The sequence below is a fragment of the Brevundimonas sp. genome, from assembly GCF_030656255.1.
Lineage (GTDB): Bacteria > Pseudomonadota > Alphaproteobacteria > Caulobacterales > Caulobacteraceae > Brevundimonas.
In genome coordinates this window covers 1-19,381 of sequence record NZ_JAUSOE010000036.1, presented here as the reverse complement: position 1 = coordinate 19,381, position 19,381 = coordinate 1, and the positions used below count along the sequence as shown (strand labels likewise).

General features: G+C 67.3%; 16 protein-coding genes. 8 read left to right on the top strand and 8 right to left on the bottom strand.

What is annotated here, in order from left to right; all coding sequences use genetic code 11:
• The first annotated feature begins 15 nt into the window (after window positions 1-15).
• On the top strand, window positions 16-1,269 hold the full coding sequence (locus tag Q7J26_RS04115) for a UbiH/UbiF/VisC/COQ6 family ubiquinone biosynthesis hydroxylase (RefSeq protein WP_304935239.1): 1,254 nt from the start codon (window positions 16-18) through the stop codon (window positions 1,267-1,269).
• Here the strand turns inward: Q7J26_RS04115 and Q7J26_RS04110 are convergent.
• The 5 genes from Q7J26_RS04110 to dapF form a co-directional block, all read right to left on the bottom strand.
• Window positions 1,266-2,081: a transglutaminase family protein gene (locus Q7J26_RS04110; protein ID WP_304935238.1), complete on the bottom strand. Its 816-nt coding sequence runs from the start codon at window positions 2,079-2,081 to the stop codon at window positions 1,266-1,268. The genes Q7J26_RS04115 and Q7J26_RS04110 overlap by 4 nt on opposite strands.
• A gap of 9 nt (window positions 2,082-2,090) precedes the next feature.
• Window positions 2,091-2,513: a YraN family protein gene (locus Q7J26_RS04105; protein WP_304935237.1), complete on the bottom strand. Its 423-nt coding sequence runs from the start codon at window positions 2,511-2,513 to the stop codon at window positions 2,091-2,093.
• Window positions 2,510-3,382: a 16S rRNA (cytidine(1402)-2'-O)-methyltransferase gene (gene rsmI / locus Q7J26_RS04100; protein WP_304935236.1), complete on the bottom strand. Its 873-nt coding sequence runs from the start codon at window positions 3,380-3,382 to the stop codon at window positions 2,510-2,512. Before rsmI ends, Q7J26_RS04105 begins: the two co-directional genes overlap by 4 nt.
• Before the next feature lie 2 nt (window positions 3,383-3,384).
• The gene (locus tag Q7J26_RS04095; protein WP_304935235.1) at window positions 3,385-5,742 is read right to left on the bottom strand and encodes an NADP-dependent malic enzyme; all 2,358 of its coding nucleotides are present in this window, start codon (window positions 5,740-5,742) and stop codon (window positions 3,385-3,387) included.
• A 142-nt stretch (window positions 5,743-5,884) separates the two neighbouring features.
• Window positions 5,885-6,715 (bottom strand): diaminopimelate epimerase, encoded by an 831-nt coding sequence (gene dapF / locus Q7J26_RS04090; RefSeq protein WP_304935234.1) that lies wholly within the window; start codon window positions 6,713-6,715, stop codon window positions 5,885-5,887.
• A gap of 143 nt (window positions 6,716-6,858) precedes the next feature.
• On the opposite strand from dapF, the gene Q7J26_RS04085 reads away from it, so the two are divergent.
• From Q7J26_RS04085 to Q7J26_RS04070, 4 genes are all read left to right on the top strand, one after another.
• Window positions 6,859-7,668 (top strand): potassium channel family protein, encoded by an 810-nt coding sequence (locus Q7J26_RS04085; protein WP_304935233.1) that lies wholly within the window; start codon window positions 6,859-6,861, stop codon window positions 7,666-7,668.
• Window positions 7,669-7,760: 92 nt separating this feature from the next.
• Window positions 7,761-9,935, top strand: coding sequence for a prolyl oligopeptidase family protein (locus tag Q7J26_RS04080; RefSeq protein ID WP_304935232.1), 2,175 nt, complete (start codon window positions 7,761-7,763; stop codon window positions 9,933-9,935).
• A 153-nt stretch (window positions 9,936-10,088) separates the two neighbouring features.
• Window positions 10,089-12,320: a prolyl oligopeptidase family protein gene (locus tag Q7J26_RS04075; protein ID WP_304935231.1), complete on the top strand. Its 2,232-nt coding sequence runs from the start codon at window positions 10,089-10,091 to the stop codon at window positions 12,318-12,320.
• Between the two features lie 66 nt (window positions 12,321-12,386).
• Complete coding sequence (locus Q7J26_RS04070) at window positions 12,387-13,139, top strand: thioredoxin family protein (RefSeq protein WP_304935230.1); 753 nt, start codon at window positions 12,387-12,389, stop codon at window positions 13,137-13,139.
• Between the two features lie 24 nt (window positions 13,140-13,163).
• Here the strand turns inward: Q7J26_RS04070 and Q7J26_RS04065 are convergent, their stop codons facing one another.
• The 3 genes from Q7J26_RS04065 to glpK all read right to left on the bottom strand — a co-directional run bounded on the left by Q7J26_RS04065 (window position 13,164) and on the right by glpK (window position 16,942).
• Window positions 13,164-14,255, bottom strand: coding sequence for a non-reducing end alpha-L-arabinofuranosidase family hydrolase (locus Q7J26_RS04065; RefSeq protein WP_304935229.1), 1,092 nt, complete (start codon window positions 14,253-14,255; stop codon window positions 13,164-13,166).
• 68 nt (window positions 14,256-14,323) lie between these two features.
• Window positions 14,324-15,397, bottom strand: coding sequence for a phosphotransferase (locus Q7J26_RS04060; protein ID WP_304935228.1), 1,074 nt, complete (start codon window positions 15,395-15,397; stop codon window positions 14,324-14,326).
• Between the two features lie 33 nt (window positions 15,398-15,430).
• Window positions 15,431-16,942, bottom strand: a complete 1,512-nt coding sequence (gene glpK / locus Q7J26_RS04055; RefSeq protein ID WP_304935227.1) for a glycerol kinase GlpK — start codon at window positions 16,940-16,942, stop codon at window positions 15,431-15,433.
• Between the two features lie 45 nt (window positions 16,943-16,987).
• Between glpK and Q7J26_RS04050 the strand changes: the two genes are divergently transcribed.
• The 3 genes from Q7J26_RS04050 to Q7J26_RS04040 form a co-directional block, all read left to right on the top strand.
• Window positions 16,988-17,965 carry a threonine/serine dehydratase gene (locus tag Q7J26_RS04050; RefSeq protein WP_304935226.1) on the top strand — a complete coding sequence of 326 codons (978 nt, stop codon included), beginning with the start codon at window positions 16,988-16,990 and terminating at the stop codon, window positions 17,963-17,965.
• 64 nt (window positions 17,966-18,029) lie between these two features.
• Window positions 18,030-18,500 (top strand): MaoC family dehydratase, encoded by a 471-nt coding sequence (locus Q7J26_RS04045; RefSeq protein ID WP_304935225.1) that lies wholly within the window; start codon window positions 18,030-18,032, stop codon window positions 18,498-18,500.
• A gap of 231 nt (window positions 18,501-18,731) precedes the next feature.
• Window positions 18,732-19,381 (top strand): outer membrane protein (locus Q7J26_RS04040; RefSeq protein WP_304935224.1); only part of this gene is annotated, 650 nt, incomplete at its 3' end.

The window sequence follows — 19,381 nt, the reverse complement described above, 5'->3', positions numbered from 1 at the left end:
CGCGACAAGCCTGCCATGGCAGACACCGAACGCTACGACATCATCATCGCCGGGGCGGGGTTGAGCGGGGCGGCGTTCGCTCTGGCGGCGGCCCAGGCCGGGCTGAAGGTGGTCCTGGTCGATCCGCAACCGTTCAGCGCCCAGCTGGCGCCGACTTTCGACGGCCGTTCGACGGCCGTGGCCTTTTCGACCTTCCGCATGCTGGACGTCCTGGGTCTGGGCCAGTCCCTGCGACCCCACGCCTGCCGGATGGACCATATCCTGGTGACCGACGGCCGTCGGCCGGGCGCGGCCAGCCGGTCGGCCTCGCCGGCCTTCCTGCGGTTCGACGCCGACGAGATCGGCGGCCGCACCGGGGGCGAGCCCCTGGGCTATATGGTCGAGAACCGCCGCATCCGCGTGGCCCTGGCAGAGGCGGTGACGGCGGCGGGGATCGAGGTGCGGGCGCCGGCCTCGGTCGTCCGGGTCGAAACCGACGCCGGCAAGGCGACCGTGACCCTGGCGGACGGCGCGACCCTGATCGCGCCTCTGGTGGTGGGGGCGGAAGGCCGGGGTTCGACCGTGCGGCGCGCCGCTGGGATCGAGACGGTCGGCTGGAGTTACGGTCAGAGCGGCGTAGTGGCCACGGTGCGGCTGGGCCGCGACCACGGCAATGTCGCCCATGAATATTTCCTGCCCAGCGGCCCCTTTGCGATACTGCCGCTGACGGACCAGCGCGCCAGCCTGGTCTGGACCGAGACCACACGCCGGGCCGAGGCGTTGCGCGACGCGTCCGATGCGGCCTTCCAGTCCCATCTGATGCGACGGTTCGGCGATTTCCTGCAGGATGTGACGGTCGAGGGGCCGCGTTTCGTCTATCCGCTGTCGCTCAGCCTGGCCGAAAAACTGATCGCGCCGCGCATCGCCCTGATGGGCGACGCGGCTCACGGCGTGCATCCGGTGGCGGGTCAGGGCCTGAACATGGGGCTGAAGGACGCCGCCGCCCTGGCGGAGGTGCTGGCCGAGGCCGCGCGTCTGGGCGAAGACTTGGGCGCCGAGACGGTTCTGGAACGCTACGCCCGCTGGCGCCGGTTCGACACGGCGGTCCTGGCGGCGGGGTTCGACGCCTTCGTGCGGCTGTTCTCCAACGACATCGCCGCTGTGCGGATCGCGCGCGACCTCGGCATGGCGGCGGTGAACCGTATCGGACCCTTGCGCCGGGCCTTCATGCAGGAGGCCGGCGGGGCGACCGGGGATTTGCCGAAGCTGCTGCGCGGCGAGGTGGTCTAGTTCAGTTGCAGCCGCACGCGTTCGAAGGTCGAACTGCGCCGCGCCTCCTCGACACCGTCCAGACCGTGGGCGCGCGACAGGGCCTGGAGCGAGCCGGTCAGGGCGCCCTGTTTCTCGCGCGCGGCGGCGACGTCCAGCCAGGGCCGGTGGTCGTCAGGGTCCAATAGGGCGCGGCGTAGGGCTGAACGCTCGGCGGCGTCATAGTCGCGGCTGTGGATGGCGCGGCTGAACAGCATGTTCTGCAGCCGGATCAGGGTCTGGCGGTCGGTCACCGGCGCCATCAGTATGTCCAGACGGTCGGCGACATGCGGCGTCAAGCCGGCTCGCAGGGCGCGCCGGGTTAGTTCGCTGGGCATGACCAGCCGCCCCTGACTGAAGGGGTCCAGGGCCACGGGCCCTTCGCCGGTCTCGACCCGCACCAGAAAATGGCCCGGAAAATCGACGCCGGCCGCCTTGAGTCCCGCCGCCTTGGCCGCGTGCAGATAAAAGACCGCAAGCGCCGCCGACAGACCGCGCCGACGCTCGGCCACCGCAATGATGTCGGTATTGTCGGGATGGTCGTAGTGCAGCAGGTCGCCGTTCAGCCGCAGATCGGCCGCCATGGTCTCGGACAGGGCGTCGTCGGGGCCTTCTGCGCCGATCCGCTCCTTCAGCCGTTCGCAGGCGCTGTGGGCCAGGGTGCGGACGGGCTCGGCGTCGCGCAACGGGTCGTCATGGATGGCGCAGGCGATCGCCGCCTCCAGCAGAGGGAAGCCGTCGTCGCCGGCCGCTCCGGCCGACGTCAGGATGGCCTCGGCCTTCTCCCGCGTCATGCGATCCTTTCAGCCCCCGCCGTGTCTCTGGACGCCGCGAAGATGACGTGGAAACCGACCGGGAGCCAGCGCCACCATATCAATTCTCAAATCAAGAGGTTGCAGGGCCGGCCGATTGCGCCGGACGGCTTCGCCCGCTGCGACCAGTCGATCATGCTGGGCCGGCTTCAGCGCAAGGAGGGCGGCGTTCAGAGTGGCGCGTCGCTTGACCTCGACCACGGCCAAGATCCGGCCGTGGCGGGCCAGCAGGTCGATCTCGCCCGAGCGGGTCTTCAGCCGGAAACCCAGCACCTGATAGCCTTTGAGCATCAGCCACAGGGCGGCGATCCATTCCGCCGCGTGGCCGGCCTTGAAAGCGGCGCCGCCCTTGGCCTGACGCCACGCCGCCTTGGGGCGACGAATCGGCGTCGGGCGAGGCAGACGGGGGCTCACTTGCCCTGAAGCTCCAGAGCCCGGCGGTACAGAGGCTTGCGCGGCAGATCCAGCGCGCGCGACACCTCGGACGCCGCTTCGCCGGGCGCCAGCCGGGTCAGGGCCTCGGCCAGAGCCGCATCCGCATCGGCCGCCGAGGCCACCTCGGCTTCGCCGGGACCGACGACCACGACGATCTCGCCCTTGGGACCGTCGAGCTTGGGATGAACCGCCAGTTCGTCGAGCGAGCCGCGCACGCATTCCTCAAACAGTTTCGTCAGTTCGCGGGCCACGGCGGCGGGGCGCGGACCCAGGACGGCGGCCATGTCCGTCAGACTGTCGCGCAGACGCGGCCCGCTCTCGAAGAAGACCAGGGTCTGGCGCTGGCTTTTCAGGTCTTCCAGCATCGATTTGCGGCCGGCGGTCTTGGGCGGCAGGAAACCGGCGAACAGGACCCGGTCGGCGGGCAGGCCGGCGATGCACAGGGCGGCCAGCAGGCTAGACGGACCGGGGATCGGGTGGACTGGCAGGCCCTCGGCGATCACCGCACGGGCCACGACGAAGCCGGGATCAGACACCAACGGCGTGCCGGCGTCGGACACCAGGGCCACGACCTCGCCGTTCCTCAGCCGTTCGATGGCCAGTTCGGCGGCGCGGCTCGAGGCGTGGTCGTCGCATCGCTCCAGCTTGGCCTTCAGCCCATAGGCGGTCAGCAGCTTGGCGGTGACGCGGGTGTCCTCGGCCAGGACCAGGTCGGCGGCGGCCAGGACGTCCAGGGCCCTGAGCGTCATGTCGCGCAGGTTCCCGATCGGCGTCGCCACCAGATAGAGACCCGGCTCCACCCGCCGGGGCGGGGGGGCGGTGGGCGGGAAGGGGCCGGGTTCGCTCATGATTAGACGGTGGGAGGCACCGCAGTGGTGGTCTTCTCGACCGCTGCTGCGGGCGGGCGCGGGGCCGAGGTGAGGCCCGATCCCTGGAAGGCGGGACCGGCGTCATAGGCGGCGAAGGTGGCGGCGGTGATGATCTCGCTGACCGAGGCGCCCAGGGAGACGATCTGCACCGGCTTCTCCAGGCCCACCAACAGCGGGCCGATGACCGTGGCGCCGCCCAGAGCCTGAACCAGTTTGGTCGAGATGGCGGCTGAATGAATCGCCGGCATGACCAGGACGTTGGCGGGCTTGGTCAGGCGGTTGAAGGCGTAGGCGGGGTGGCCCGCCGGATCCAGGGCGACCTCGGGCGGCATTTCGCCTTCGTATTCGAAGTCGACGCCCTTCTTGTCCAGGATGCGGATGGCCTCGCGCACCTTTTCGGCCCGGTCGCCCGGAGGATTGCCGAAGGTGGAATAGCTTAGGAAGGCGACGCGCGGGTTGCGGCCCAGTCGGCGAACGGTCTCGGCCGCCTTGACGGCGATGTCGGCCAGATCCGCCGCGTCCGGCAGTTCGTGAATGGAGGTGTCGGCGACGAACAGGGTCCGGCCCTTGGCCAGCAGGATCGACAGGCCGATCAGGGTGTCCTCGACGTCCAGCACCCGCTGGACTTCCTTCAGGGCCATGTTGAAGTTGCGGGTCACGCCCGCGACCATGGCGTCGGCCCGGCCCTTGGCGACCAGGGTGGCGGCGAAATAGTTGCGGTCCTGATTGATCATCCGCGCCACATCGCGGCGCAGATAGCCCCGGCGCTGCAGCTTTTCGTACAGCCAGTCGGTGTCCTCGACATTGTGTTCGGAGACGCGAGCGTTGGTGATCTCGATGCCCAGGTCGTCGAAGTTCAGACCGGCCTCTGCGGCGTTCTGGCGGATCAGATCCTCGCGGCCGACCAGGATCGGCGTGCCCAGATCGGCCTGTTTGAAGCCCCAGGCGGCGCGGATCACGGCCAGTTCTTCACCCTCGGCGAAGACGACCCGCTTGTTCGGTCCGCCACGCACGGCCGAGCTGATCTTCTGCATCAGGGCGGCGGACGGATCGACGCGCGAGCGCAGGGCGTTGCGATAGACGTCCATGTCCTCGATCTGGACCCGGGCCACGCCGGTATCCATGGCCGCCTGGGCGATGAAGGGCGGGATGTACCAGATCAGGCGCGGGTCGAACGGGGTTGGAATGATGTAGTCCGGGCCGAATTTCAGCTTGCGGCCGCGATAGGCGGCGGCGACCTCATCCGGCACGTCCTCGCGGGCCAGGGCTGCCAGGGCCTGGGCGCAGGCGACCTTCATCTCGTGGTTCACCCGCCGCGCCCGCACGTCCAGGGCGCCCCGGAACAGATAGGGGAAGGCCAGGACGTTGTTGACCTGGTTCACATAGTCCGAGCGGCCGGTGGCGATGATGGCGTCGGACCGCACCGACTTGACGTCTTCCGGCGTGATCTCGGGATCGGGGTTGGCCATGGCGAAGATGATCGGATTGGGGGCCATGGAGGCCACCATCTCCTTGGTGATCGCGCCCTTCGCCGACAGGCCTAGGACGACATCGGCCCCGACCATGGCCTCGGCCATGGTGCGCAAGGGGGTGTCGGTGGCGTGAGCGGCCTTCCACTGGTCCATGCCGTGTTCGCGGCCCTGATAGACGACGCCGTCCCTGTCGCAGATGACGGTGTTCTCGGCCTTGACCCCGGCGGCCTTCATCAGGGCGATCGAGGACAGGCCGGCCGCGCCGGCGCCCGAAAGGACCACCTTGACCTCGTCCAGCCGTTTTCCGGCGACGTGGCAGGCGTTGATCAGGCCGGCGGTCGAGATGATGGCCGTGCCGTGCTGGTCGTCATGGAAGACGGGGATATCCAGCAGGTCCTGAAGTTCGCTCTCGATGACGAAGCATTCGGGGGACTTGATGTCCTCCAGATTGATCCCGCCCCAGGTGTCGCCGATGTTCTTGACGACGGTGATGAATTCGTCCGGGTCCGTGGTCTTGACCTCGACGTCGAAGCTGTCGACGTCGGCGAACCGTTTGAACAGGACCGACTTGCCTTCCATCACCGGCTTGGAGGCCATATGGCCCAGATTGCCCAGGCCCAGGATGGCGGTGCCGTTCGAGATGACCGCGACCAGATTGCCCTTGGCCGTATAGTCGTAGGCCTTGTCCGCATCGGCGGCGATGGCCAGGACCGGCACGGCCACGCCCGGCGAATAGGCCAAGGACAGATCGCGCTGGGTCGCCATCGGCTTGGTCGGCGCCATGGAGATCTTGCCCGGCGTCGGGATGCTGTGGAAGTCCAGCGCTTCCTGGTCGGAGAAGGTCTGTTTTTCGGTTTGATCAGGCATCGGAAGGTCCAGGGCGTCGGCGGGGCTGTAACCGTTCGTGTCCTAGAGTGTGGGAAGGGCCACGCCAAGCCTTGACGCTCCGTAAGGCGTACGGACCTGTTCCGAAGCTTCCGTTCGCGTCAGCGTCAACCAGCTAAATCGCCTAGAAGGTCAGCGCGCCCGTGCGTTCGATCTCGACCGGGCCGGTCATCAGGACATGGTCGGTCGCCGCATCCCAATCGATGACCAGTTCGCCACCATCAACGACGACGGTGGCCTTGCGGTCCGTCAGGCCTCGCCGGGCCGCCGCGACCTGGGCCGCGCAGGCGCCGGTGCCGCAGGCCTTGGTCAGGCCCGCGCCCCGTTCCCAGACCCGCAGGCGGATGTGGTCGCGGTCCAGCACATGGGCGAAACCGACGTTCACACCCTCGGGAAAGAGCGGGTGATGTTCGATTAGCGAGCCCGAGCCGGTGACGAAGCCGTCGTCCTGGCGGTCGGTGAAGAAGACGACGTGCGGATTGCCCATGGAGACGGCGCCGGGCGTGTGCAGCAGAGGGGCGTCGATGGGGCCGACCTGAAGCTCGATCCCGCGGGTGTCCATCTCCTCGGCCAGGGGCACCTGGGTCCAGTCCAGCCGGGGCTTGCCCATGTCGACCGTGACCTGGTGGTCGCCAGCGCGCGTGGCGGTGGTTGGTCCGGCGGCGGTGTCGATCGTCACCTTGTCTCCGCCGCCCGCTTCCATCAGCAGCCAGCCGACGCAGCGCAGAGCGTTGCCGCAGGTCTCGACCATGGAGCCGTCGGCGTTCCACACCCGCATGAAGGCCTCGGCCGTATCGGACGGCTCGATGGCGATCAGCTGGTCGAAACCCTCGCCCGAGGCGCGGTCGGCCAGGGCGCGAATCTGGTCCTCGCTCGGACGGAACGGCTGTTCCAGCGCATCGACCACGACGAAGTCGTTGCCGGCGCCGTTCATCTTGACGAAGGGACGGGTCATGTCGGGGATATAGGCCAGCCGGCCGTGCGGCGAAACGGCCGTATCGCCCCTTGCCGTCCGGAACCGTTGGACAGTTGAGGCCGTAAACGATTGAGTGGCGGCTCCCCCAGGATCCGGCCCCGCCGGAATAAGCGGAATACAGAGTGTCTCAAACGGAATCTGAGCCGACAGTCCCGGCCGACAAGACCAGCGGCCTGAGACTGAGGGCCCGGCTGCGCTATCTATACCATGGAAGCCAGCCGCCGGCGGTGCGGTTCCGGCTGATGGTGATCACGGTCGATTTCGCCATCATCGCCTTTTTCCTGGCTTCGCCCATTCTGAAGAATATGGGGGTCGCCTTCTATGTGCTCGACTATCTGATCGCGGCCATATTGGCGGCGGATCTGGCGGCCCGGGCCTATGCCTATTCGGACATCCGGGACTGGCTGAAACGGCCGATCGTCTGGCTGGATCTGTTTATCCTGGCCACCCTGCTGTTCCCGATCTGGCTATTCAACCTGGGTTTCTTGCGGATGCTGCGGCTGTGGACCCTGCTGAACTCGGACTTCTTCTGGCGCACCATCGGCGCCAAGTTCGACGACACGCGGGTCGAGGCGATCGTGCGGGCCTTGTCAGGGCTGGTGACTTTCGTCTTCGTCGTGACCGGCTTCGTCTATGCGACCTTCCGGGGACACGACGGGATCAACGGCTATGTCGACGCCCTGTATTTCACCGTGGCGACCCTGACGACGACGGGGTTCGGGGACGTCACCCTGCCGGGATCGGCGGGCCGGCTGCTGTCCATCGCCATCATGCTGGTGGGCATCACCCTGTTCCTGCGTCTGGCTCAGGCCCTGATCAAGCCGCACAAGGTGCGCTTCCCCTGCGACCGCTGCGGCCTTCAGACGCATGATCCGGACGCCGTCCACTGCAAGGCCTGCGGGAACCTGCTCTGTATTCCCGACGAGGACTGATCGGACATGACAAAAGCGTAAGGATCGGCTCGGCCGCCTTGCCGCGAGGCGGGTCGCCGCTAAGGTGCCGGGCTTCATTCCGGGGACTGTTCATGATCCGCTCATCCGCCGCCGTGCTCGCGGCTCTTCTCGCCTCCACCAGCCTGACGTCGATATCCATGGCCCAAACCGCTCCCGCCTCCACCCCGGTCCCTGGCTCCGGTTTCGCCACCAGCGAGGCGGCCGACCCCTATGTCTGGCTGGAGGACGTCGAGGGCGAGCGGGCCATGGCCTGGGTCAAGGACCACAACACCCATTCCCTGGGCGTGCTGCAGGGCGACCCCCGGTATGAGCCCCTGCACCAGCAGGCGCTCGAAATCGTCCAGGCGCGTGACCGGATCCCCGCGCCTGGCTTCACCCATGACGGCCATATCGACAATTTCTGGCAGGACGCCGAGCATGTGCGCGGCGTCTGGCGCCGCACGACGCTGGACTCCTACAAGACCGCCGAGCCCCAGTGGGAGACGGTGCTCGACATCGACGCACTGGCCGAGGCCGAGAGCGCCAACTGGGTCTACAAGGGCTCGACCTGCCTGGCCCCCGAAGAACGCTACTGCCTGATCAGCCTGTCGAACGGCGGCAAGGACGCCGTGACCCTGCGCGAGTTCGACAGCGTGACCCGCAGCTTTGTGGAGGGCGGCTTCGTCCTGCCGGAATCCAAGGGCGGGGCGACCTGGCTGAACAAGGACACCCTGCTGATCGCGCGTGATTTCGGCGTCGGCACCCTGACCAACTCGGGCTATCCGATGGTGGTGAAGCGGATGACGCGCGGCCAGTCGCTGGATCAGGCCGATGTCCTGTTCATGGGCGAACCGACCGACGTCTCGGTGTCCGGCTATACGCTGCGCGACGCCGACGGAGTGCTGAAGGCGACCCTGATCAACCGGTCGATCGACTTCTACTCGTCCGAGACCTATCGCGTGACCGACGACGGGGCGGTGGTGAAACTGGCCCTGCCGGCCAAGTCGGACATCACCGGACTGGTCGCCGGCAAGCTGGTGGTGTCGCTGAAACAGGACTGGACCGCGCCGTCGGGCCAGGATTTCAAGAGCGGCGACCTGATCGCCTGGCCGCTGGACGCCTGGCTGGAAGACCAGGCCACGCCCGCGGTCCTGGTGCTGCGCCCGACCGAGCGTCAGGCGGTCGAGGGCGTCAACGCCACGCGCAACACCCTGGTCGTCGCCCTGTACGACAATGTGCGCGGTTCGGTGCGGATCTACCGGCCCGGAGAGACGGAATGGACCCATACGACCCTGGACCTGCCGCAGAACGTCTCGGTCGGCGTCGGCTCGGCCTCCGAGACCGACGACAAGGTCTTCGTCAGCGTCACCGGCTATCTGAACCCGTCCAGCCTGTGGCTGGCCGATGCGGCGACCGGAGCGGTGGATCAGGTCAAGTCGATGCCGGCCAAGTTCGATGCGACGGGCATGACGGTGGATCAGCACGAGGCCCGGTCGGCCGACGGGACCATGATCCCCTATTTCGTGGTTCATAAGGCCGACATGCCGCTGGACGGGTCGAACCCGACCCTGCTGTACGGCTATGGCGGGTTCGAAAGCTCGCTGCTGCCCGGCTATTCGGCCACGGTCGGCAAGCTGTGGCTGGAGCGGGGCGGGGTCTATGTCATCGCCAATACGCGCGGCGGCGGCGAGTTCGGTCCGCGCTGGCACGAGGCGGCCCTGCAACAGAACCGCCAGCGGGCGCACGAGGATTTCCAGGCCGTGGCCCTGGACCTGATTGCGCGCAACATCACCAGCCAGCCGAAGCTCGGGATCATGGGCGGCTCACAGGGCGGCCTGTTCATGGGGGCGATGCTGACCCAGCGGCCCGATCTGATCAACGCGGCCGTCATCCAGGTGCCCCTGTTCGACATGCTGCGCTTCCACAAGCTGCTGGCCGGCGCCTCGTGGATCGGGGAATACGGCAATCCGGACGTTTCGGAAGAACGCGCCTGGATCCAGGCCTATTCGCCCTATCAGAACCTGCGGGCGGGTCAGCCCTATCCGGAGGTCTTCATCCACACCTCGACCAAGGACGACCGGGTCCATCCGGGTCATGCCAGGAAGGCGGCGGCGCGCCTGGAGGAACTGGGCTATCCGGTCCTGTTCTACGAGAACACCGACGGCGGCCATGCGGCGGGGGCGAACCTGCGCGAGACCGCGCGGCGGTTGGCGCTGGAATACACCTACCTGTCGCGGCGGCTGATGGATGCGCCGGCGCAGGAATAGGCCCTATTTCTTTCCGCTCATCCCCGCGAAAGCGGAGACCCAGTTCTTTCGCAAGGTTCGGCGGCTGGGATCGAGTTCAGTACGAACGGGCGACGCCGAACGCCCAAAGGTCTGGGTCTCCGCTTTCGCGGGGATGAGCGGAGAGTTTGAGTCATGCGTCACCTGATCTTGTCCGCCGCCATTCCGGCGCTTCTGCTCGGCGCCTGCGCGAGCAATCGGAACATGGAAGAGTATTTCTCCCCCATGACCGTCGCTTCGGAGACGTCCCCGCCCCACTTCCCCCGCGACCTGACCCCGGCCGGCGTCGCGGCAGCGGACGATCATCTGGCGCTGGAGCAGGTGGACGGGGCCGAGGCCATGGCCTTCGTCGCCGAGGAGAACCGCAAATCCCTGGCCGTCCTGACCGGCGACCCTCGCTACGAGACCTTCCGCGCCGAGGCTCAGGCGATCCTGACCGCCACCGACCGGATCCCCGGCCCGTCCTTCCTCGGCGACGGGATCGGCAACTTCTGGCAGGACGCGGCCAATCCCAAGGGCGTCTGGCGCCGCACGACGCTGGACAGCTACCGCGCCGCGACGCCGCAGTGGGAGACCCTGCTGGACATCGACGCCCTGTCCAAGGCTGAGGGCAAGGACTGGGTGTTCAAGGGCGCCGACTGCCTAGCGCCCGACGAGACCCGCTGCCTGATCAATCTGTCCGACGGCGGCAAGGACGCAGTGGTCGTTCGCGAGTTCGACCTGACGACCAAGCGGTTCGTCACTCCAGGCGAGGGGGCCGGGTTCAGCCTGCCCGAAGGCAAGCACCGCATCGAATGGCTGGACCGTGACACCCTTCTGGTCGCCACCGACTTCGGCGCCGGGACCATGACCGAGTCCGGCTATCCCTTCATCGTCAAGACGTTGAAGCGCGGCCAGACCCTGGCCCAGGCGACCGAGGTCTATCGCGGCGAACAGGGCGACGGCGGCTACGGCGTCAGCCCCGCCGTCTATCGCGACAAGGACGGCAAGGTGACGGCGGTGATCATCACCCGTCCGCTGGACACCTTCCGGTCGGAGACGTGGCGGCTGGTGGGGGAGCGAACCTATAAGCTCAGAATTCCCGAACGGGTAAGCATCTACGGCATGCTCGACGGCATGTTGGTCTTCACGCCTGAAGAGGTCTTTGGCCGGGATCTTCTCGGATATGGCGGTGGGCCTGCCGGAGCCCTGATGGCGATGCCATTGGACAGCTTACATGACCGGCCTGACGGTTCCCGGGCGGGACCGAGCCATCAGGCGGCACAGGTCTTCGTTCCAACCCCACGGCAAGCCATCGCCGATGTCAGGGTGCTTTCCGATCGCATCGTCGTCGCCATAAACGACAATGTCAGCGGTCGCCTCTCGATCTTCACGCCTCAAGGCGAGTTCCCTTGGCACGAGCGGTCCGTCGCCGTTCCCGACAACCTCGCCGTCGGCCTGGGCGACTCGTCCAAGTCGCGAGGCGAGGTTTTCGTCTCGACCCAAGGCTTCCTGGTTCCGCCGACTCTCAGCCTGGCCGATGCGGGCGACGCGAGCCTGACCCCGCTGAAATCGGCTCCGGCCAAGTTCGACGCCTCGACCCATGTGACCGAGCAGTACGAGGCCACCTCGACCGACGGGACCAAGATCCCCTATTTCATCACCCGTCCGCGCGACATGAAGCTGGACGGGTCGAACCCGACCATCATGCTGGGCTACGGCGGGTTCCAGGTCAGTCTGAACCCGGCCTACAAACCCGAGATGGGCAAGCTGTGGCTGGAGCGGGGCGGGGTCTTTGTTCAGGCCAATATCCGCGGCGGCGGCGAGTTCGGTCCCGACTGGCACCAGGCGGCCCTGGACGGAAACCGCCAGCGCGCCTTCGACGACTTCGCCGCCGTCGCGCGAGATCTGGAACAGCGCGGGATCACCAGCCCGCGTCGGCTGGGCATCTACGGCCGCTCGAACGGCGGGGTCCTGACCAGCGTGTCGATCACCCAGCACCCGGAACTGTTCAACGCAGCGGTGATCGAGAGCCCGCTGGTGGACATGCTACGCTATCACGAGCTGCCGGCCGGCGCCTCTTGGATTGGCGAATACGGCGACCCGCGCATTTCGGAAGAGGCGGAATGGATCGCCCGATATTCGGCCTATCAGCAGTTGCGGCCCGACGTGACCTATCCGCGTGTCTATCTTACCACCAACACGCGCGACGACCGGGTCCATCCCGGCCATGCGCGCAAGTTCGCCGCGCGCCTGGGGGATCAGGGCCACGACCATCTCTATTACGAGGACACGGCCGGCGGTCACTCGAACGACGCCGATCCGGTGGCCAACGCCCGTCGCTGGGCCCGCCACTATGTCTATCTGTCGCAGCAACTGATGGATTGAGGCTTGCCGCTGCGGGTCACGCACTTATGACCCCCGGCCGCATCCGCGCGGGCTAAGAACGTCGCCATGAGAAACAGGGTCTGGGTCATCGCAGCCACGGTCATGACGGGCGTCCTGCTGTCCGTCGGGTCGATCGCCCAGCCCGTCGGGGCGCGGGCCAAACCCGTGCGCCCGGCCGTTACGGCCGGTCCCCCGGTCGTGGTCGAACTGTTCACCGCCCAGGGATGCGGCGGCTGTATCGAGGCCAATGCCGTGGTCGAGCGGGCGGCGGCGGAGCCCGGGGTGATCGCCCTGACATACGGCGTCGACTACTGGGACTATCTGGGCTGGACCGACACCTTCGCCCGGCCGGAGTTCACCCAGCGCCAGCGGGATTATCGTGTCGCCCTGCGCCAGCGCGGCGTCTCGACCCCGCAGGTGGTGATCGATGGTCGTCGCCAGGTGTCCGGCGCGCGCGGCCTTGAGCTGGAAACCGCCATCGTTCAGGAGGCAGGCCGTCAGGTCTGGCCGCCCGAGATCGAGTTCCGCGAGACCGGCGACCGGGTCGGGATCGGCTCGGGCCGTCCGCCGTCAGGCGGCGCCGAGGTGCTGGCCGTCACCTATACGCCCGGTCCCCAGGTGGTTGAGGTCAGCCGTGGCGAGAACCGGGGTCAGACCGTGCGCCATATCAATGTGGTGCGCGATATCGTGAATCTCGGCGACTGGCGCGGCCGGCCCATCCTGTTCGACCTGCCCCAGACGCATGGCGGCGACGCCGTGGTGGTGATGATCCAGGGCAAGACGGACCGCCGCATCCTGGGCGCCGCCGTTAGAAACTGAGCGACGCCGCCCGAGCGACCGCGCTCACTTCGACGTCGGGCAGAGGGCGCTGACGGGATTGGGGCCGGTCGCCGTCAACAGACCGAGGCGATAGGGCAGGTCGATATAGGCTGTATCGGGCGCGTGGGGCTCCAGGCCCTGATAGAGGAACTGCAGGGGCCGGCAGGGATCAAGGGTCAGGGTCTGGTCATAGCCGCTGCGAACCAGTTCGCCGTGCGACACGCCCTGAGACCAGGCCGGGCCGTCGAAGACGACATTGTCCGATCCGGCGAAGGAGTCCGACGGGCTGCCCGCCAGCAGGGTCCAATCCCCGTCCAGCCGATCACTGGTCCAGGCGCGGAAATAGCGTCCCTGGGGTCCGATGGCCTCGATCAGGGTCAGGTAGGTGTTCGTTCCGGCCAGCCGGTAGTGCAGGCTGGCCTCGAAGATATCGTCCCGCGGCCCCGACATGACCCGTTGCGTGTCGGAAAACCCGGCCGGAAACTGTTGGATCGAGGTCCGGGACCGGAACAGATTGCCGTGGTCGTCGGTGTTGAACAGATAGCAGGACGTCTCGTCGCAGATGACCCAGAAATCGAGCCAGGCCTCCTCGCCCGTGGCGGCCTTGATGAGGTCAGGGGTCTGGTCGAAGAAGGGTTTCGGGGCGGTCCAGGACGACGGATCCCCCAGGGTCGCTGTCGTCGAATAGACGGGCGGGCCGCTCTGATAGACCATGTACCAGAGCTTATGCGGCGCGAAATAGAAGACCTGGGGCGCAGCGCGATAACCGGGTCCGATCCCGGACTGTTTCAGGTCCACGATGGGGGCGGCGGAGGCCTGGGACCAATCGGTGAAATGGGTGTAGGCCATGTGCCACCCTTCGGCGCCGACCGAGGTCATGAAGACATGATATTCGCCGTCCACATAGACGATGGACGGGTCCTTGAGGGCGGAATAGCCGTTCCCGTCCTCGGCGTGCGGCGAGATCAGCTGGGCGGAGGACCGCCAGTGGAACTGTGTCGGCGACTTCGCCGGCTCGGCCGCGCCGGCTGTCGCTGGTCCAACCGCGCCGATCAAAGCGATGGCTGCCGCCAGCGCCCCGGCGCGTCGCCCTCGTGTCAGGATTGGGAAGATCATCGCCTGGCCCCGGATAGATAATCAGAACGCGCCGTTACCGTCGCAGACAGCCTGCGTAAAGCCAGGCGCTAGGCGCCGGCCTTCTTCGCAAAGCCCCAGGCCGCGTCGCTGAGCGGTCCGACCTGGGCGGCCATGGTGCGGGCGTGGGCGCTGGCGGCCGTGCCGTCGCGGACCCGGCCGGCGATGCCCTGGCAGATGGCCGCCAGCCGGAACAGATTATAGGCGTATAGCCAGTCCAGATTGGCGGGTCGCATCCCGGTCGCCGCCGCATAACGTTCGACCGTCTCCTCTACCGACGGAATCCCCAGGGCCTCCAGGTCGGCGCCCCCGAGGCCGTTGCGCAGCGACGCCGGAATGGCCCAGGCGATCAGCAGATAGGAGAAGTCGGCCATCGGATCGCCCAGGGTCGACAGCTCCCAGTCCAGCACGGCCCGAACCTCGGCCGCGTCCGGCGCCAGGATCAGATTGTCCAGCCGGAAATCGCCGTGAACGATGCGGCTGGGGCTCTCGGGCGGCAGACTGTCCGGCAGGAAGGCGATCAGCCGATCCATGGCCGGGATCGGCTCGATCTCTGAGGCGCGATACTGTTTGGTCCAGCGGCCGACCTGGCGAGCGAAGTAGTTGCCGGCCTTGCCATAGTCCGACAGTCCGATGGCGTCGGGATCGAAGGCGTGCAGCCGGGCCAGGGCGTCCGTCTGAGCCTCATAGACGGCGCGCCGTTCCGTCGGAGCCAGGCCGGGCAGTTTCAGGTCCCAGAAGATCCGCCCCTCGACCTTGTCCATCACATAGAAGATCGAGCCGATGACGGTCTCGTCCATGCAGAGGGCGTGCGGTCGGGCGACTGGAAACCCTTGGGCGGCGAGGGCGGAGATGACCTGGAACTCGCGGTCCACCGCATGGGCGCTTGGCAGCAGAACCCCCGGCGGCTTGCGGCGCAGCACATAGGCGGCGGACGGCGTGGTCAGCTCATAGGTCGGGTTCGACTGGCCGCCCTTGAACTGGCGCACAGTCAGGGGGCCGGCGTAGTCCGCGACATGGACCGCCATCCAGGCGTTCAGAGCGTCCTCGTCCAGCCGATAGCGAGGATCGACCTCGCGCGTGCCGGAAAACGCCGTCTGGGCGTCGATTGAAGCGTCGGTCATGGGCGGCCTGTCGTTTCCTGCACCGGCCCCGTCTTATGCGCGGTCCGGTGCGGCGATGATGGCGGCCTTTACAGCGCGGCGCCAGCCGGAAAGCAGATGGTCGCGCTCGGCCGGCTTCATGCGGGGCCTCCAGCGGGCCGGCGCCTCGGTCGTGTGCGCCTGAAGATCCGGCAGAAGCCCGACGCCCAGGGCGGCGAGGCGGGCGGCCCCCAGGGCCGTCATTTCTTGGAAGGCCGGGCGTTCGACCTCGACCTCGCAGATGTCGGCGACGAACTGCATGGCGAAACTGTTGGCGGTGACGCCGCCGTCGACCTTCAGCGTTTTCAGCGGCGGAGCGCCATCCTGGGCCAGGGCGTCCAGCAGGTCCCGCGTCTGATAGGCCAGGGCCTCCAGCGCCGCGCGGACGAAATGGGCGGGGCCGGAATCCCGCGTCAGCCCCACCACGGCGCCCCGCGCATCAGGCTCCCACCAGGGCGCGCCCAAACCCGTGAAACCGGGCACCATATAGACCCCGCCATTGTCGATCAGGCCTTGAGCCATAGCTTCGGATTGGCGGGACTCCGAGATCAGCTTCACCCCGTCACGAAGCCATTGAATCGCCGAGCCGGCCGAAAAGATCGAACCCTCCAGCGCATAGGCGGTCTGGCCTGCGGCCTGATAGCCCAGCGTGCCCAGCAGGCGACGGGTTGAGGCGACGGGTTCCGGCCCGACATTGGCGACCAGGAACGCCCCGGTGCCATAGGTGATCTTGGCGTCGCCGGGGTTCAGGGCGCCATGCCCGACCAGGGCCGCCTGCTGGTCTCCAGCGGATCCGGCCAGGGGCAGGGCGCGACCGAACAGGCCGGGCTCCGTCTCGCCGATCACCCCCGCGCAAGGCACGATGACGGGCAGGGCGGCGCGGGGTACGGCGAACAGGGCGCACAGATCGTCACGCCATTCCACCGTCTTCAGGTCCATCAGGGCGGTGCGGGCGGCGTTGGAGGCGTCGGTGGCGTGGACCCGGCCGCCCGTCAGTTTCCAGATCAACCAGGCGTCGATCGTGCCCAGTTTGACCTCGCCCCGGATCGCCCGGTCGCGCGCGCCCGGCACGGCGTCCAGCAGCCAGGCGAACTTGGTCGCCGAAAAATAGGGATCCAGGATCAGGCCCGTCGCGGCCTGGACGGCGGGCTCGTGGCCTTCGGCGGTCAGACGGGCGGTGACGGGGGCGGTGCGTCGGTCCTGCCAGACGATGGCGTGGTGCAGGGGCGCGCCGGTCTCTGCGTCCCACATCACCGCCGTCTCGCGCTGGTTGGTGAGGCCCACGGCGGCGAAACGATCCACGCCGCCGGCCTTCTGCACCACTTCACGACAGGTCTGGAGCACGGCGGACCAGATCTCGGACGCATCGTGTTCGACCCAGCCGGACTGGGGGAAATACTGGGCCAGTTCGATCTGACTGACGGCCACGGGCCGCAGGCCCTGGTCGCGGATTTCGAAGGCGATGGCGCGGGTCGAGGTCGTGCCCTGGTCGATGGCGAGGATCAGGCTCAAGCGGTTTCTCTCCATATCGGCGCCTTACGCGGCGCTCAGTCCTTGGGCTAAGGGGGACATATGACCACGCACCGGCCCAGCTATGAAGGCGTCCTCGACGCCGCCCGCCAGATCTATGGCGTCGCCGTCCGCACGCCGTTGATCGAAAGCCCCGCATTGAACGCGGTTGTCGGCGGTCGGGTGCTGATGAAGGCGGAGAACCTGCAACGGGCAGGGGCCTTCAAGTTCCGCGGGGCCTACAACCGTATCAGCCGACTGAGCGCCGAAGAGAAGACGCGCGGCGTCGTCGCCTTTTCTTCCGGCAATCACGCCCAGGGCGTGGCCGCCGCCGCCCTTGTCGGGACGTCGGCCATCATCGTCATGCCGTCCGACTCGCCTCGGGTGAAGGTCGAGGGGGTGATCGGGTTCGGCGGCGAGGTTCGGCTCTATGATCGCTGGACCGAGAGCCGCGAGGCTATCGGCGCCGCGATAGCAGACGAGCGGGGCTCGGTTCTGGTTCCGCCGTTCGACGATCCCTTCATTATCGAAGGCCAGGGCACGGTGGCGCTGGAGATGCTGGATCAAGCCGACACGCCGATGGATCAACTATTGTGCGGCGCCTCGGGCGGCGGGCTGATGGCCGGGATCAACCTGGTCATGGCAGAACGCAGTCCGCAGACGAAGGTGATCGTGGTGGAGCCCGAGGCCTATGACGACACGGCGCGGTCTCTTTCGGCGGGAGAACGGGTCGGTCATCCGGAGGGCGCGCCGTCGATCTGCGACGCCCTGATGTCCCCAATGCCGGGCGCATTGACCTGGCCGATCAACCGGCGGCTGGCGGGGGCGGTCACGGTGTCCGACGCCGAGGTGGCCGAGGCGGTGCGGTTCGCCTTTCGTCACCTGAAACTGGTCGTCGAGCCCGGCGGGGCGGTCTCCCTGGCGGCCCTGCTCTCCGGCAAGTCTGAAACGAGGGGGCGAACCACAGGTATCGTCCTATCCGGGGGCAATATTGACGCCGCCCTCTACGGTGAGATCGTCGAGGGCCGTTTCAGGGGGTGAGTCTTTCTTTCGGCCTCCGTCTAAGCCACCGTCGCTCAAACAGAAAACGACAGGAAGGGATCGCATGGCGAAGACAGCGAGGACGACGACGGGCGAACTCCAGAGTTTGGTCGGTCAGCAGGTGGGCGTATCGAAGTGGTTCGAGGTGAGTCAGGCCAGGATCGACGCCTTCGCGGATTGCACTGAGGATCGGCAGTTCATCCATGTGGACCCCGATGCGGCCCAGGCGACGCCGTTCGGCGGAACCATTGCCCATGGCTTCCTGACCCTCAGCCTGGCGTCGGCCATGAGTTATGACGCCGTTCCGCCGCTTGAGGGCGTGTCGATGGGAATCAACTACGGGTTCGACCGGCTCAGGTTCCTGGCGCCGGTGCGAGCGGGGTCGAGGGTTCGGGGGCGGTTCCGGCTGCTGTCGGCCGAAGACCGGGGCGCTGGGCGTTGGTTGTTGAAGCATGAGATCACGGTCGAGATCGAAGGCGACGACAAGCCTGCCCTGATCGCGGAATGGTTGGGAATGCAGGTGATCGCCGACTAGTGTCCTCGCTTCAGGACGCCCGCTCCGCGCCCAGCCGTTGTGTCGCAGCCGGGTCGGAAACGCGTTCAAGCAAAGGTCGCCGGACAATTTCACCTGTAGCATCAATAGCACGGTGATCAATTCAGCGCGCTTGTCCGCCTCGTTTTCGCCTCGACCTTCCACGGCAACGCTGGTAAGACCCGCGAAGGCGGTAGACCCGCCCCAATATGAACAGGCGGAGGGCTAACCCCCATGAGTATGAAGACTATCGTGCTGGCCTCCAGCGCAGCGGCCGCCCTGGCCCTGTCTGCTGGCGCGGCTTCGGCAGAACCGAACGGCTGGTACGGCGCGATCGACGCCGGCTACCACATCATCGACGACATCAACGCCGAGTCGTCGACGACGGGCGCCAACTGGAACTATGAAGTGAACGACGGCTGGGCGGCTTTCGCCCGTCTCGGCTATCGCTTCAACCCCAACTGGCGCGTTGAACTCGAAGGCGGCTATCGCTCGGGCGACATCGGCAAGGTTCGCGCCGTCTCCGGCACCCAGGGCCTGTGCAACCTGACCCCGGCGACCGGCGGCTGCTACTCCCCGGAAGGCGACATCGAGTCGACCACCCTGATGGCCAATGTCATCTATGACTTCGGCTATGAAGCCTGGGGCATCCGTCCCTTCGTCGGCCTCGGCGCCGGCGTGAACCACGTCAATACCGAGACCGTGGGCGCCCTGCGCGCCAACCGCGCCGCCACCTTCGCTGTCGATGACAGCTCGACGGAGTTCGCTGCTCAGGCGATCGCCGGTCTGGCTTGGGCCATCAGCGACCGCGCCAACATCGACCTGACCTACCGTTATCTGACGGGCGACGCTTCCTTCGCCTCGACCACGGTCGGCACCGGCGC

Coding starts and splice junctions, on each gene's coding strand:
- Q7J26_RS04115 (WP_304935239.1), top strand. CDS start 16: ATGGCAGACACCGAACGCTACGACATCATCATCGCCGGGGCGGGGTTG.
- Q7J26_RS04110 (WP_304935238.1), bottom strand. CDS start 2,081: ATGACGCGGGAGAAGGCCGAGGCCATCCTGACGTCGGCCGGAGCGGCC.
- rsmI (WP_304935236.1), bottom strand. CDS start 3,382: ATGAGCGAACCCGGCCCCTTCCCGCCCACCGCCCCCCCGCCCCGGCGG.
- Q7J26_RS04095 (WP_304935235.1), bottom strand. CDS start 5,742: ATGCCTGATCAAACCGAAAAACAGACCTTCTCCGACCAGGAAGCGCTG.
- dapF (WP_304935234.1), bottom strand. CDS start 6,715: ATGACCCGTCCCTTCGTCAAGATGAACGGCGCCGGCAACGACTTCGTC.
- Q7J26_RS04080 (WP_304935232.1), top strand. CDS start 7,761: ATGATCCGCTCATCCGCCGCCGTGCTCGCGGCTCTTCTCGCCTCCACC.
- Q7J26_RS04075 (WP_304935231.1), top strand. CDS start 10,089: ATGCGTCACCTGATCTTGTCCGCCGCCATTCCGGCGCTTCTGCTCGGC.
- Q7J26_RS04070 (WP_304935230.1), top strand. CDS start 12,387: ATGAGAAACAGGGTCTGGGTCATCGCAGCCACGGTCATGACGGGCGTC.
- Q7J26_RS04065 (WP_304935229.1), bottom strand. CDS start 14,255: ATGATCTTCCCAATCCTGACACGAGGGCGACGCGCCGGGGCGCTGGCG.
- Q7J26_RS04060 (WP_304935228.1), bottom strand. CDS start 15,397: ATGACCGACGCTTCAATCGACGCCCAGACGGCGTTTTCCGGCACGCGC.
- glpK (WP_304935227.1), bottom strand. CDS start 16,942: ATGGAGAGAAACCGCTTGAGCCTGATCCTCGCCATCGACCAGGGCACG.
- Q7J26_RS04050 (WP_304935226.1), top strand. CDS start 16,988: ATGACCACGCACCGGCCCAGCTATGAAGGCGTCCTCGACGCCGCCCGC.
- Q7J26_RS04045 (WP_304935225.1), top strand. CDS start 18,030: ATGGCGAAGACAGCGAGGACGACGACGGGCGAACTCCAGAGTTTGGTC.